Here is a 15,271-nt window from a genome sequence, read left to right as displayed (position 1 = left end):
CGCGCAACGCAGCCGCGCGCGGCCTCCCCACGTGACCGGCGACCCATGCCCGGCGTGGCGCCTGCGCCTAAGATGGCCGGTGGTCCGCTCGCGGACGCCCCTAACGACCGGAGCCGTCATGTCCCAGCTTTCCTCCTTCTTCGGCCCGCGCGCGTGCGCGCCGGCCCCGCGCGCCGCCGCGCTAGCCCTGGCGCTGGCCGCCGCGCTGGGCGCGCCCGCCGCGGCGCTGGCCGCGCCCGCGACGCCGGCCGCGGCCGCCAAGCCCGCCGCCGCGGTCGCCATCGCCTACGACGAATTCACCCTGCCCAACGGCCTGCGGGTGATCGTGCACACCGACCGCAAGGCGCCGATCGTCGCGGTCAACGTCTGGTACCACGTCGGCAGCAAGAACGAACAGCCCGGCCGCACCGGCTTCGCCCATTTGTTCGAACACCTGATGTTCCAGGGTTCGGAAAACCACCGCGACGAATTCTTCGGCCCGTTCGAACTGGTCGGCGCCACCGACCAGAACGGCACCACCAACGTCGACCGCACCAACTATTTCCAGAACGTGCCGACCACCGCGCTGGACATGGCGCTGTGGATGGAATCCGACCGCATGGGCCACCTGCTCGGCGCGATCGACCAGAAGACCCTGGACGAGCAGCGCGGCGTGGTCCAGAACGAAAAGCGCCAGGGCGAAAACCAGCCCTACGGCCGCCGCATCATCGCCAAGCTCTACGAGGCGCTGTATCCGGCCGACCACCCCTATAGCTGGCAGACCATCGGTTCGATGGCCGACCTCGACGCGGCCTCGCTCGACGACGTCAAGACCTGGTTCCGCAGCTGGTACGGCCCCAACAACGCGGTGCTGGTGCTGGCCGGCGACATCGACCTGGCCACCGCGAAGCAAAAGGCGCTGCGCTACTTCGGCGACATTCCCGCCACCGCCACGCTCAAGGACATGGCACCGCGCGTGCCCAAGCGCGAGCGCGACACCGAGGAAACCATCGGCGACCGCGTGCCGCAGGCGCGCGTCTACCGCGCCTGGCCGGTCGCCCAGTTCGGCGCCGCCGACGGCACCGACCTGGCCTTGTTCGCGCAGGTGCTCGGCGGCAGCGCGGCTTCGCGCCTGGACGAGCGCCTGGTCCACCGCGACCGCATCGCCGACAGCGCCAGCGTCTCGGTCAACGACGCCGAAATCAGCGGCACCCTGGTCGTGGTCGCCAACGTCAAGCAAGGCGTCGACCCGGCCAAGGTGCGCGCGGCGATCGACGAGGAAATCTCGCGCCTGATCGCGCAGGGCCCGAGCGCGGAAGAACTCGAACGCGCCAAGACCGCCAGCCGCGCCGAGTTCGTGCGCGGCATCGAGCGCATCGGCGGTTTCGGCGGCAAGTCCGACGTGCTCGCGCGCTGTGCGGTGTTCCTCGGCCGGCCCGATTGCTACCGCGGCGAGCTCGCCGACCTCGACAAGGCCAGCATCGCCAGCGTGCAGGCGGCCGGGCGCACGTGGCTCGGCAAGGGCTCGCACACCATCGTGGTGACGCCCGGCGACCAGCCGGCCTCGGCGTTGCCGGAGACCGCGCGCGCCGCGCCGGCGAGCCGGCCCGCGCCGCTGCCGGCGCCGGACCCGCGCTTCACCACGGTCAAGTCCGACCTCGACCGCAGCCAGGGCGTGCCCAAGACCACCAGCTTCCCGGCGCTGAAGTTCCCGTCGCGGCAGACCGCGACGCTGGCCAACGGCATGCAGGTGGTGCTGATCGAGCGCCACGAAATCCCGGTGGTGCAGTTGCAGATGGAATTCCCCGGCGGCTTCAGCGCCGACCTGGGCCGCAAGACCGGCACCGCCAGCTTCGCGATGGCGATGCTCGACGAAGGCGCCGGCGATCTGGGCTCGCTGCAGCTGTCGGCGCGCAAGGAACAGCTCGGCGCCGAACTCAGCAGCGGCGCCAGCCTCGACAGCGCCAGCGTCGCGTTGTCGGCGCTGAGCGACAAGCTCGAACCGTCGCTGGACTTGTTCGCCGACACCGTGCGCCGTCCGCGCTTCGAGGACGGCGAGATCGAGCGCGTACGCGCGCAGTGGCTGGCCGGGATCAAGCAGGAGAAGGCGCGCCCGCAGACCGCTGCGCTGCGGGTGCTGCCGCCGCTGCTGTACGGCGCCGACCACGCCTACGCGATTCCGTTCACCGGCACCGGCACCGAGGCCTCGATCGGTTCGATCCAGCGCGACGACCTGCTGCGCTTCCACCGCGACTGGTTGCAGCCGCAGCGCGCGCGCGTGGTCGTGGTCGGCGACACCACCCTGGCGCAGATCGTGCCGCTGCTGGAAAAGCGCTTCGGCGACTGGAAGGGCGCGGCCGACGCGCCGGCGCTGCCGGCCCTGACCGCGGTGGCGCGGCCGAAGGCGCCGCGGGTGTTCCTGGTCGACCAGCCCGGCGCGATCCAGTCCAATCTCTATGTCGGCGAGCTGATCGCGCCGACCAGCGACAAAGGCACGATCGATTTCGATTTCGCCAACGGCGTGCTCGGCGGCGAGTTCAGCTCGCGCCTCAACATGAACCTGCGCGAGGACAAGCACTGGGCCTACGGGTCCTACAGCGGCTCGGGCAATGCGCTCGGCCAGCGCCCGTGGATCGCGCAGGCGGCGGTGCAGGCCGACAAGACGGTCGAATCGCTGGCCGAACTCAAGCGCGAAATCGAAGCCTTCAGCAGCGGCAGCAAGCCGATCCTGGCGGCCGAGGTGGCCAAGGTCCGCGCCGCCAACACCCTGAGCCTGCCGGGCGCGTACGAAACCGGCGACGCGCTGCTCGGCCAGGTCGGCGCCGACCTGCGCTACGGCCGCCCGGCCGATTACATCCTGCAATACAAGGCGCGCAACGAGGCGATGACGCCGGCGCTGGCGCAGGCCGCGGCCAAGGCGCTGGACCCGGCCGCGCTGACCTGGGTGGTGGTCGGCGACCTGTCCAAGATCGAGCAGCCGGTGCGCGCGCTGGGGCTCGGCGAGGTCAAGGTCATCGACAGCGACGGCAAGCCGCTGCGCTGACGCAGCGGCTATAACGGCGGCGGGTTCGCCGCTGGAACGAACCACGGGCCGCCCGCGCAGGGCGGCCCGTTCGCGTTCGGGCGCAGGCGCTGGTCGGCGCGTGCATCGCGGCCGCACGCGATCGGCCGGCACGCATTGGTTTCGCGCTCAGCCGATTCCGGCGACAATGCCGGCCGGTTCCAACCGCCCCCATCGAGGTTCCGCATGCGCGCACCGGCAATCGTGTTCCTGGCTCTGAGCGTTTCGGCCTGCACCTGGGTCAACATGGCCCCGGGCGCGCAGGCGGTGCGGGTGCTGTCTCCGGGCGCGGCGCCCGCGTGCGAGAAGCGCGGCGAGGTGCAGGTCGCGGTCAAGCACAACATCGCTTTCTACGAGCGCAACGAGCTGCGCGTGCGCGAAGAACTGGAAACCCTGGCGCGCAACGAAGCGCCGGCGTTGCAGGCCGACACCATCCAGGCGCTGGCCGATCCGAACCAGGGCGCGCAGCGTTTCGGCGCCTACCGTTGCGGCGCCGCCGGCCCCGGCGCGGCCGCTCCGGCCGCGCAAAAACCCGCTTCCGGCAGCGCCCAGACCTATCCCGTCGGCGGTTGAACGCAAATCCAAACGCCGGCGTACGGCTTTTTTGCGGTGCAAAAACCGTTGTAAATGGTTGAATTTCAAACGGAATAACCCTTCGGGCTTGGTTCAGATCCAGGCCCCGGCGTGACTTTTGCTGGTGCATGGGGGGCGCGAAGGCGCTAACCTGTCGCACTTTTCTGCCTGCCAAGGGTTCGCGCCCATGCTGTTCCAACACGTAGCCATCGCCGGCCTCGCCCATGTCGACGCGCCGCGAAAGCTGACCACCGAGGAAATCAACGCCCGGCTCAAGCCGACGTTGGACCGCCTCGGCATCAAGGTGGACGTGCTGCAGAACATCGCCGGCGTGCGCGAGCGCCGTCTGTGGGACGGCGAGGTCAAGCCGTCGGAAGCGGCGACCCTGGCCGGGGTCAAGGCGCTGGCCGACGCCGGCGTCGACGCCGACCGCATCGGCCTGCTGGTCAACACCTCGGTCAGCCGCGACTACCTGGAGCCGTCGACCGCCAGCATCGTCGCCGGCAACCTGCGCCTGGGCGAGAACTGCCAGAACTTCGACGTCGCCAACGCCTGTCTCGCCTTCATCAACGGCATGGACATCGCCGGCCGCATGATCGAGCGCGGCGAGATCGACTACGCCCTGGTCGTCGACGGCGAGACCGCCAACAAGGCCTACGAGAAGACCCTCGACCGCCTGTCGCGCGCCGACGTCACCGAATCGCAGCTGCGCGACGAAATGGCGACGCTGACCCTGGGTTCCGGCGCCGCGGCGATGGTCCTGGCCCGCGCCGAACTGGCCCCGGGCGCGCCGCGCTACCGCGGCGGCGTGACCCGCTCGGCGACCGAGTGGAACCACCTGTGCGTGGGCGACCTGCACCACGACCGCATGGTCGCCGACGGCCGCATGCTGATGATCGAAGGCCTCAAGCTCGGCCAGAAGACCTTCACCGCCGCGCGCGCCGCGCTCGGCTGGGCGGTCGAGGAGCTCGACGAATTCGTGATCCACCAGGTCAGCCGCGCGCACACCCAGGCCTTCCTCAAGGCCTTCGGCATCGACCCGAACAAGGTCATGACGATCTTCGGCGAGCACGGCAACATCGGCCCGGCCTCGGTGCCGATCGTGCTCAGCAAGCTGCGCGAGATGGGCCGCTTGAAGAAGGGCAACCGCGTCGCGCTGCTCGGCATCGGTTCGGGCTTGAACTGCTCGATGGCCGAAGTGGTGTGGTGATCGCGGACTGAGCCGCAAGGCTCGCTGCGAAAAACGAGCGGGTCCGATGCGCGAGCGTCGGGCCCGTTTTGTTTTTGCGCGGGCGTGGCGGGTTGCGCGGTAGTTGCGGTGTCGCGGTCGCGGCTTGCGCCGCTCCTGCAGGGGTTTCGTTTGCGACTGTAGGAGCGGCGCAAGCCGCGACCGCGACACTTCGCTGACGGCGAACCCTGCGCCCCCGACCGCAGAACCCCGCACCGACCTTGCTATAGTCGAACCCATCACGCGCCGGCCGCGACGGCCGCCGCACCAGGACCTTCATCACCCGCAACGGAGTTGCCGCATGGCCCAGCCCAAGAGCCACCTCGTGATCGCGCTCGCCTCGATCCAGGTATTCACCAACGACGGCACGCTCGACCTCGCCGAACTGCAGAACCTGCTCGACCTCGCCCTGCGCGACGACGTCATCGACGACGACGAGAAGCGCGTGCTCGGCAACATCTTCAAGCAGGCCGAACTCGGCACCCTCGCCCCCGAAGTCCAGGCCCGCATCGCCCAGGCCCGCCAGCAACACGGCATCCCGGCCTGACCCAAGCTCTCTGTAGGAGCGGCGCAAGCCGCGACCGCGCCCTCGCCCATGCCGGCGAGAGCCTTCCACCCGCGTACCGCAAGCCCTTGATCGACAACGCCCGGCGGCCCCCAACGGCCGCCGTCTGCCGCCGTTCGTCGGCTCTTACATGTGACAGCTTGTCAGTGTCACATGTAATGCTCTAACGTCCGTCTCCATGGAACGCAGATCCTCCGCCTACTACCAGCGCCGCCACCGCGAACGCCTGCGCGAGAAAGGGCTGGTCAAGAAAGAACTGTGGGTGCTGCCCGAGTTCGGCGACGAGCTGCTGGCGGCGGAAAAGCGCATGCGCCAGCCGCGCGGTGCGGCGACGGGACGGGGACGGGTGGAGAGGGACATGAACGACGGCAAGGTCTGGACCGCGACGGGGCTGTTCGACGCCCTCTCGCAGACCGAGGAATTCGTCTACGGCGACTCGCAGATCGAACTGATCGACGGCGCCGAGCCGAGCCTGCACCTGGTCATGGCCGAATACGGCGACCTGCCGCTGTTCCTGGCCGTGGTCGGCGAGCAGATCGTGGTCGAGGCGCTGCTGTGGCCGGTCGCGCACGTGCGCGACGCCGCCGCGTTCAACGAAGAAGTGCTGCGCACCCACAAGGTGTTTCCGTTGTCGACCATCGGCATCGAAACCCTCGCCGACGGCGAAGCGGTGTACATGATGTTCGGCGCGCTCAGCGCGTCGTCGTCGCTGTCGAACGTGCTGTACGAAATCGAAACCCTGGCCGACAACGTCATCAAGGCCAGCGAGGCCTACGAGACGCAATTGCTGGAGGCGGCGTGATGGCCAAGCAGGGCGGCATCTGGAGCAAGCTGCTGACCTCGGTGCGCGCCGGCGCGCAGGAGCTCGGCGAGGCCTGGGTCGACAGCCAGGCGCTGCGCATCCTCGACCAGGAGATCCGCGACTGCGACATCGAGCTGCGCCAGTCGCGCGAATCGCTGGCGCACCTGCTCGCGCGCCACACCCTGGCGCAGCGCGCCTGGAACGAGGGCGCGGACAAGATCGCCGAATACGAAGGCTATGCGATCAAGGCGCTGGAGTCGGGCGAGGACGCGCTGGCGCGCGAAGTCGCCGACAAGATCGCCGCGCTGGAAGCCGCGCGCGGCGACGACGAGGCGCACCTGCGCCAGCTCGCCGCCAGCGTCGCCGAGCTGCGCAAGGCGGTGGCGATGGCCGAAGGCAACATCCGCCGGCTCAAGCAGCAGCTCGACACGGTCAAGGCGACCGAAAGCATGCAGCGCGCCCAGGCTGCGGTCGCGCAGCGCTACGCCGGGCCGCAGAACCGCTTGCAGACCGCGGTGGATTCGTTGGCGCGGATCAAGCAGAAGCAGGCCGAGCGCGGCGCGCGCATGGAAGCGGCGGCCGAGCTGGCGCGCCACGACGGCGGCGACGCGCTGGAAAAGAAATTGCGCGACGCGGGGATCATGCCCGACGAGGCCGGCGCCGAAGCGGTGCTGGCGCGCCTGCGGCAGAAATTGCCGGGCTGAGCCCCGGTTCGATTCGGTTCGGTTTGGCCGGTCGGCATGGGGCCGCCCGGTTTCATGGAGGCGCCGCGGGCATCGCGGCAAGCGGGGAGGGAGACGGGATGAGCGATTTCTTCAGTACGATCCTGACGTTGCCGACGGCGTTCTACACCGTCCTGCTCGGCGTGGTCGTGGGTTACTGGCTGCTGTCGGCGGTGGGTCTGGCCGGCGGCGAAATGATCGACGGCTGGATCGGCGGCCACGGCCACGGTCACGGCGCGCACGGCTTCGGCGACCACACCCTCGCCGACGGCGCGCACCATCCGCAGCACGGCATCTTCGATCCGCTGATGCGCCTGGGCCTGGGCGGCATTCCGATCACCGTGGTCATCAGCGTGATCGTGCTGGTCGGCTGGATCCTGACCTACTACGCCGACGTCTACCTGATGAAGCTGGTGCCGGGCACGCCGCTGCGCATCGCCGCGGGCGCGGCGATCATCTTCGTCAACTTCTGCGTGTCGCTGCCGGTCGCCGCGCTGGCGCTGCGGCCGCTGCGCCAGCTGCTGCGCAAGATGCAGCCGGGCCCGCCGCGGCCGATCCTCGGCCAGGTCGCGACCGTGCGCAGCCCGGTCAACCGCGGCACCGGCACCGCCAGCGTCGAAGACGGCGGCGCCGGCCTGATCCTGCAGATCCGCGACGAGGACCCGCAGCGCTTCAAGCGCGGCGACCGGGTCGTGCTGATCGAATACCTCGAAGACCAGAACGCCTACCGCGCGGTCAGCGAAGACGAATTCCGCGGCGCCTGAACCCGGGCGCCCGCCATCGAACCGTCGCCGCCTTCTCGGCCGCGACAAGCAGTCGTGTCATAGGGAGATGCAAATGGACAACTTGATGATCGTCGGCGCCGCCATCGTCGTCGTCGTACTGATGATTTTCGTGATGCTGCTGATGTTCAAGGCCTTCTACATCAAGGTGCCGCAAGGCACGGCCCTGATCGTCAACGACATGTCCGCGACGCCGAAGGTGCACTTCACCGGCGCGCTGGTGTATCCGGTGATCTACAAGAAGGAGTTCATGAAGATCTCCCTGATCACCCTGGAAGTGGATCGCCGCGCCAAGGACGGGCTGATCTGCCGCGACAACATGCGCGCGGACATCACCGTGGCGTTCTACCTGCGCGTCAACGAGACCCAGCAGGACGTGCTCAAGGTCGCCAAGGCGATCGGCGTGGACCGCGCCTCCGACCGCACCGCGGTCAACGAGCTGTTCAACGCCAAGTTCTCCGAAGCGCTGAAGACGGTCGGCAAGCAGATCGAGTTCGTCAAGCTGTTCGAGAACCGGCAGGAATTCCGCGACCGCATCATCGAGGTGATCGGCAACGACCTCAACGGCTACGTGCTCGAAGACGTCGCCATCGATTATCTGGAACAGACCCCGAAGGCGTCGCTGGACCCGAGCAACATCCTCGACGCCGAAGGCATCCGCAAGATCACCGAGCTGACCGCGGCGCAGAACGTCATCACCAACGAGCTCGAGCGCAACGAGCAGCTGGCGATCACCAAGAAGAACGTCGAGACCCGCGAGGCGATGCTGGCGCTGGAACGCCAGCAGGCCGACGCCGAGGCGCGGCAGAAGCGCGAGATCCAGACCATCCAGGCGCGCGAGCAGGCCGAGACCGCCAAGGTCCAGGAGGAGGAGCGGCTCAAGGCCGAGCAGGCGCGCATCGCCGCGCAGGAACAGATCGACATCCGCGAGCAGAACCGCCAGCGCGAAGTCGAAGTGGCGCAGCAGAACCGCCAGCGCGCGGTGGTGATCGAGGTCGAGAAGGTCACCCGCGCCAAGGACCTGGAAGTGGTGTCGCGCGAGCGCGAGGTCGAGCTCAACCGGATCGAGAAGGAGCGCGCGCTGGAAGAACAGCGCAAGGAAATCGCCAACGTCATCCGCGAGCGCATCGCGGTCGAGAAGACCGTGGCGCAGGAGGAGGAACGCATCAAGGAAGTGCGCCAGGTGTCCGAGGCCGATCGCGCCAAGCAGGTCGCGGTGCTCGCCGCGCAGGCGCTGGCCGAGGAAGAACTGGTGCGCCAGGTCAAGCAGGCCGAGGCCGACGAGACCGCGTCCAAGCACAAGGCGGTGGAGATGACCACGCTGGCCCAGGCCGAGTTCGAAGCCGCCGGCAAGACCGCCGAGGCCAAGAAGAAGCTCGCCGAAGGCATCGAGGCCGAGCGCGCCGCGCCGGGCCTGGCCGATGCGCGGGTGCGCGAAGTCACCGCGGCCGCGGCCGAGAAGGAAGGCCTGGCCAAGGCCCGCGTGATCGCCGAGACCCTCGGCGCGGAAGCCAAGGGCGAGCAGGAAAAGGGCCTGGCGCAGGCGCGCGTGATCGAAGCGCAGGCCGACGCCAAGCAGAAGCAGGGCCTGTCCGACGCCAAGGTGCTGGAGGAAAACCTGTTCGCGCAGGCGCGCGGCGAGGAGCAGCTGGGCGCGGCCAAGGCCAAGGCGACCCAGGCCCTGGGCCTGTCGGAAGCCGAAGTGCTGCTGCAGAAGTTCAAGGCCGAAGCCGAGGGCCTGGGCGAGAAGTTCGGCGCGTTGGGTTCGCTCAGCGATCAGGCGCGCGCGCACGAGGAGTTCCGCATGCAGCTGGAAAAGAACTTCGAGCAGGCCATCGCCGGCATCGAGGCCAACAAGGAGATCGCCAAGGAGCAGTCCGAGGTGCTGTCGGCCGCGCTCAGCAAGGCCAACATCGACATCGTCGGCGGCGAAGGCGCGTTCTTCGATTCCTTCGCCAAGGCGCTGTCGGTCGGCAAGGCGATCGAAGGCGTGGCCGGCAAGAGCCCGATCGTGCAGGACGTGCTGCAGCGCATCCTGGCCAAGGCCGAACCCAAGCCCGGCGACAAGGCCGCCGACGGCGCCGCGACGCTGGATTCCTGAGCGCGGCGCGAGGCCAGGGAACGCGCCGCCGCTGACGGCGGCGCGTCGGTGTGACGCCGGCGGCGCGGACTCGCGCGGCCGGCCCGAAAGGCAGGACGAAACATGGCGGACACCAAGCCCGCCGCGGCTGCGGCCGCGGGCGCTCCCACTGCTGGCGACAGCAGCGCAGTCGATCAGGCCGTCGCCCAGGGCGGCGCCTACGAGGTGCTGAGCAAGCGCCTGGCCGAACAGGGCCAGAAGCTGCGCGCGCTGGCCGACGCACTCAACCAGCAGCGCCTGGCCGAGTTCGGCAGCAGCCAGATGGAGGTGATCGGCCGCTTCCGCATCCGCACCGAGAACAACTGCGTCGCGCGCGACATCGTCCAGGTAGGCGACTACCTGGTGTTCGGCTACAACGTGTTCATGGGGCTCAAGAAAGAGACCGTCGTCGCCGACGTGTTCTCGCTGTACAAGCTGGTGCAGGGGCCCGAGGGCTACGACGTCACTCCGGTCGAGCTCAAGGGCAGCTTCCTCGGCATCGACAGCTTCGCCCACGACTTCCGCGAGCTTTACGCCTACTACAAGCACACCCGGCTGATCCAGCTGATCGTGCGCGACGGCAAGCTGCTGGCCGCGTTCCAGATCGGCGAGCGCATCACCGACCTGCGCGTGTTCCGCTGGTCGGTCTCGCCCGACGGCGAAGTGCGCTACATCGACAACCGCGGCGAGCGCGACATCGCGCTGCCGGCGCCGTACGACTTCGAGTGGATCCGCGCCGGGCGCGAGCTCGTCGTCAACGGCCGCCATCCGCATCTGAACATCCTCGACAGCGTGTTCGTCGAGACGGTCAACGGCGACCTCACGGTCAAGATCGAGAACAACACCCAGGACGGCCAGGGCATCTACCGCGAGCCGGTCCAGGACAAGACCCAGTCGCTCGACGACGCCCAGGTCGACTACGCCCGCGTCGGCAGCCTGATCCTGCTGAAGATCCTGCCGTACCGCGAGGAGCAGTGGCGCTACCTGGTGTTCAACACCCTCACCCGCAAGGTGGTGCGGCTGGACGAGATCGGGCTGGCCTGCATCCAGCTGCCGGAAGACCACGGCATCATCTTCCCCGGCGGCTACTACCTGCAGAACGGCGAGCACAAGCGCTTCGACCAGTCGATGGACGGGATGCGCTACAAGCGCAACATCCGCTCGCCCAACGGCGAAGACGTGATGTACCTGTTCTACGAGCCCGAGCAGGGCCGCACCGCGATGTTCACCTACAACCTGATCGAACGGCGCCTGCAGACGCCGATCTTCGGCCACGGCTACGCGCGCCTGGAAGACGGGCGCATGGTGATCTTCGCCACCGAAAGCGACGAGCCGACCCGCGTGCACCCAATGCAGGTGTGGCAGACACCGTACGCCAGCGAGGAATACGCGGCGCGGCAGCCGGCCGGCAACAGCTTCATGGGCAAGATCGGCAACGCCGAGTTGGTGCGCGGCATGTCCGAGCTGATCAGCCTGAGCCGCGAGATCGAGGCGACCGAAGTCTCGGCGCAGCGCTACGGCCTGCTCGCGCAGAACACCCGGCGGCTGTTCGACGCCCACCATTGGCTCAGCGACCCGCACTGCGGCGACGTCGCGCCGTTGCTGCGCGAAATCGCCGCGACCGCCGAGTCGGTGCTCGACGAGTACGAGAAAGTCGAAGGCATCCGCAGCCAGTCCGAGCGCGCGATGGGCGAGGCGCAGAGCCGGCAGAAGGAACTGCTCGACAGCCTGCAGCCCGAGAACTGGGAAGAAGTGCAGCCGTTCGTCGATGCGTTGAACGGACTGACCGCGCAGCGCGGGCACCTGCTGACCATTCGCGAGTACCGCTACATCGATGTGGCGAAGATCGATGCGATGGAGCAGGCGCTGATCGCCGCGCACGAGCGCATCGGCGCGGCGACCGGCGCGTTCCTGGCCGGCGACAAGGCGCTGGCGCCGCTCGGCGAGGCGCTCAAGACGCTGGACGCGCAGGCGCAGGCCGCGTCCACGGTGACCCAGTTGAGCGAGCCGCTGAGCCGGATGCAGGCGATGTCCGGCGACCTGGACATGCTGTCGGGGCTGATGGCGACGCTGAAGGTCGACGACGCGACCCAGCGCACCCGTGTGGTCGAGTCGATTTCGGAGATCTACGCCAAGCTCAATCAGGCCAAGGCGCGCGCCGACCAGCGCCGCAAGCAATTGGGATCGGCCGAATCGGTGGCCCAGTTCGGCGCCCAGTTCACCCTGTTCGGCCAGAGCATCGCCAGCGCGCTGGCGTTGGCGCAGGACCCGGAAAAGGCCGACGAGCAACTCTCGCGCCTGCTGGTGCAGCTGGAGGAACTGGAAAGCCAGTTCGGCGAGCACGAGGCCTTCCTCGGCGACATCCTGGCCAAGCGCGAGGAGTTGCTGGAAACCTTCGAGGCGCACAAGCAGACCCTGCTGGACGAACGCCAGCGCAAGGCGCAGGCGGTCATGGACGCGGCCGTGCGCATCCTCGAAGGCCTGGGCCGGCGCACCGCGCGCTTCGCCGACAACGACGAGCTCAACGCGTTCTTCGCCGGCGACGCGTTGATCCTCAAGCTGCGCGAGCTGGCCGAGCGCCTGCGCGCGCTCAAGGACAACGTCAAGGCCGACGACGTCGAGGCGCGGCTCAAGGGCGCGCGCGATCAGGCGGTGCGCGCGCTGCGCGACCGCAGCGAACTGTTCGAGGACGGCGGCGGCGTCATCAAGCTCGGCCCGCGCCACCGCTTCAGCGTCAACACCCAGGAACTCGACCTGACCCTGATGCCGCGCGGCGACGCGCTGAACCTGCATCTGACCGGCACCGATTTCTTCGAGCCGATCGACGATGCCGGCCTGAACGCGGCGCGCGACTACTGGGGCGTGTCGATGGACTCCGAATCGCCGCAGCTGTATCGCGGCGAGTACCTGGCCGGGCTGGCGATCGAGGCCGCCGAAGCCGGACGCGAGAACCTGAGCATGGACCTGCTGCGTTCGCAGCTCGCCCAGCCCGAGGCGCTGGCGCGCACATTGCGCGACTTCGCCGCGCCGCGCTACCGCGAGGGCTACGAGAAAGGCATCCACGACCACGACGCCGCGCTGATCCTGCAAGCGCTGCTGCCGCTGCGCGACAGCGCCGGCAGCCTGAGCTTCGAACCGGCGGCGCGGGCGTGGGCGGCGTACTTCTGGTCGTTGCAAGGCGGGCACGGCGATGCCGCCGGCTGGCCGGAGCGCGCGCGCACCGCGGCCGACATCCAGCGCCTGTTCGGCAGCGGCGACGGCCTCGCCGCGCTGCGCGGCGAAGTCGCCGCGGCGATGGCGGCGTGGGCGCAGGCACAGACGATGCCGGTCGATCCGGCGCTGACCCCGCGCGCGGCGGAATACCTGGTGCTGGAGCTGTCGGCGCCGCAGCCGCGGTTCGTGTTCAGCCGCTACGCCGCGCAGCTGCTTGCGGCCTTGCGCGAAAAACTCGGCGCGGCGCGGATGTGGGACGGTTTCGCCGCGACGCTCGAATCGCTGCGCGAACGCCCGGCCGCGCGCTGGGCGCTGGCGACGAACTGGGTCGACGCGCTGGCGCGCACGCCGGAGCTCGCCGCGCAGGCGGCGTACGCGGCCGAAGCCGCGGCGCTGCTGCTGCTCGACGACGGCTTCGCCAAGACCACCAGCGAAACCGAACTCGGCGCCGACCTGCAAGGCCTGCTCGGCGAGCACCCGCGCATCCGCGAGGGCCGCATGCGCATCGCCGTGGACGACTGGTCGGCGCGGCTGCGCCACCATCGCGAACGCTTCGTGCCGGGCTTCCAGACCTATCAGGCGCTGCGCCAGGGCATCGTCGCGCGCGAACGCGCGGCGCTGCGCCTGGACGAGTTCAAGCCGCGGCCGCTGAGCTCGTTCGTGCGCAACAAGCTCATCAACGACGTCTACCTCGGCGTCATCGGCGACAATCTCGCCAAGCAGATGGGCACGGTCGGCGAGAGCAAGCGCTCGGACCTGATGGGCCTGCTGATGATGATCTCGCCGCCGGGCTACGGCAAAACCACGCTGATGGAATACGTGGCGCACCGGCTCGGCCTGATCTTCATGAAGATCAACGGCCCCGCGCTCGGCCACGAGGTGCGTTCGCTCGATCCGGCCCAGGCGCCGGACGCGACCTCGCGCCAGGAGCTCGAAAAGCTCAATCTGGCGCTGGAGATGGGCAACAACGTAATGCTGTACGTCGACGACATCCAGCACACCCATCCCGAGTTCCTGCAGAAGTTCATCTCGCTGTGCGACGGCACCCGCCGCATCGAGGGCGTGTGGAAGGGGCGCACGCGCACCTACGACATGCGCGGCAAGAAGTTCTGCGTGGTCATGGCCGGCAACCCGTACACCGAGTCCGGCGAGGTGTTCAAGATTCCGGACATGCTCGCCAACCGCGCCGACATCTACAACCTCGGCGACGTGCTCGGCGGCATGGAGCACGCGTTCCTGTTGAGCTATATCGAGAACAGCCTGACCTCGAACCCGGTGCTGGCGCCGCTGGCCACGCGCGAGATGGGCGATCTGTACAAGCTGATCGACAAGGCCCAGGGCAAGGCGTTCTCGGCCAACGAACTCAAGCACGCCTACAGCGGCGCGGAGATCAACGAGATCGTCGCGACCCTGGAACGGCTGGTGCAGGTGCGCGACGTGGTCTACCGGGTCAACCAGCAGTACATCGCCAGCGCGGCCCAGGCCGAAACCTATCGCACCGAGCCGCCGTTCAAGCTGCAAGGCAGCTACCGCAACATGAACAAGCTGGCGGAGAAGATTTCGCCGGTCATGAACGCGGCCGAGTTGCAGCAGCTGATCGACGATCACTATCTCGGCGAGGCGCAGCTGCTGACCTCCGGCGCCGAGGAGAACCTGCTCAAGCTCGGCGAGCTGCGCGGCATCCACAGCGAGGAGCAGGCCGCGCGCTGGGCCCAGATCAAGCGCGATTTCCTGCGCAACAAGGCGATGGGCGCGGGCGAGTCGGACGTCGGCGGGCGGGTGGTGGCGCAGCTCAACGATCTGGTCGAGAGCGTGCGCGCGCTCGATGCGGCCACCGGCCGCGCGAGCGCGGCGCAGGTGGCGCAAGCCAAACCGGCCGAAGCAGCGCCGTGGCCGCAACTGCTGGCGGCGCTGGAACGCATCGCCGCCGCAAGCAGCGAACCCGACGCCGCGCCGCCGGCCGACGCCGGCGCGGCCCTGGCCGCCGCGCTCGGCGGGCTCGGCCCGCAGCTGCAGCAGGCGTTCGTGCCGCTGGTCGAGCGCTTGCAGGGCAACGACGAACGCCAGGAACGGGTCAACGCGGCGATGATCGAGCTGTTCAAGCAACTCGGCGAGCGCGGGATCGAGGATGCGCCGACCCGCGCCGAGATGACCGAACAGCAGCGCGAACTGCAACGCGCGCTCAACGAATTCGCCGACCGGCTCAACGGCCGGGTCCAGCGCTGAG

The 15,271-nt window shown here is 68.9% G+C and carries 8 protein-coding genes and 1 pseudogene; all 9 read left to right on the top strand.

All coding sequences use genetic code 11. The annotated features are described in order from the left end of the window. Positions 1 to 118 precede the first annotated feature (118 nt). The 9 genes and pseudogenes from JHW38_RS15355 to JHW38_RS15315 all read left to right on the top strand — a co-directional run bounded on the left by JHW38_RS15355 (position 119) and on the right by JHW38_RS15315 (position 15,270). Complete coding sequence (locus JHW38_RS15355) at positions 119 to 3,022, top strand: M16 family metallopeptidase (RefSeq protein WP_207522209.1); 2,904 nt, start codon at positions 119 to 121, stop codon at positions 3,020 to 3,022. A gap of 204 nt (positions 3,023 to 3,226) precedes the next feature. Continuing rightward, positions 3,227 to 3,529 (top strand): annotated as a pseudogene (locus JHW38_RS15350) (DUF4156 domain-containing protein); the annotation flags it as partial. A gap of 271 nt (positions 3,530 to 3,800) precedes the next feature. Further along, complete coding sequence (locus JHW38_RS15345; RefSeq protein WP_074871033.1) at positions 3,801 to 4,823, top strand: 3-oxoacyl-ACP synthase III; 1,023 nt, start codon at positions 3,801 to 3,803, stop codon at positions 4,821 to 4,823. Between the two features lie 319 nt (positions 4,824 to 5,142). Then, a complete protein-coding gene (locus JHW38_RS15340) occupies positions 5,143 to 5,388 on the top strand; it encodes a hypothetical protein (protein ID WP_207522207.1) in 246 nt (81 codons plus the stop codon). Between the two features lie 196 nt (positions 5,389 to 5,584). Further along, entirely contained in the window at positions 5,585 to 6,208 is a 624-nt protein-coding gene (locus JHW38_RS15335; RefSeq protein WP_207522206.1) for a YjfI family protein, read from the top strand. Beyond that, positions 6,208 to 6,912, top strand: a complete 705-nt coding sequence (locus JHW38_RS15330) for a PspA/IM30 family protein (protein ID WP_207522205.1) — start codon at positions 6,208 to 6,210, stop codon at positions 6,910 to 6,912. The genes JHW38_RS15335 and JHW38_RS15330 overlap by 1 nt, the downstream gene beginning before the upstream one ends. Positions 6,913 to 7,010: 98 nt before the next feature. Then, positions 7,011 to 7,694 (top strand): hypothetical protein, encoded by a 684-nt coding sequence (locus JHW38_RS15325; RefSeq protein ID WP_207522204.1) that lies wholly within the window; start codon positions 7,011 to 7,013, stop codon positions 7,692 to 7,694. Positions 7,695 to 7,767: 73 nt separating this feature from the next. After that, positions 7,768 to 9,813 carry a flotillin family protein gene (locus JHW38_RS15320; protein WP_207522203.1) on the top strand — a complete coding sequence of 682 codons (2,046 nt, stop codon included), beginning with the start codon at positions 7,768 to 7,770 and terminating at the stop codon, positions 9,811 to 9,813. A 102-nt stretch (positions 9,814 to 9,915) separates the two neighbouring features. Beyond that, complete coding sequence (locus JHW38_RS15315) at positions 9,916 to 15,270, top strand: DNA repair ATPase (protein WP_207522202.1); 5,355 nt, start codon at positions 9,916 to 9,918, stop codon at positions 15,268 to 15,270. Position 15,271 lies beyond the last annotated feature (1 nt).

Source organism: Lysobacter enzymogenes (assembly GCF_017355525.1).
GTDB lineage: Bacteria > Pseudomonadota > Gammaproteobacteria > Xanthomonadales > Xanthomonadaceae > Lysobacter > Lysobacter enzymogenes_C.
This window is presented reverse-complemented; position numbering and strand designations above follow the sequence as displayed.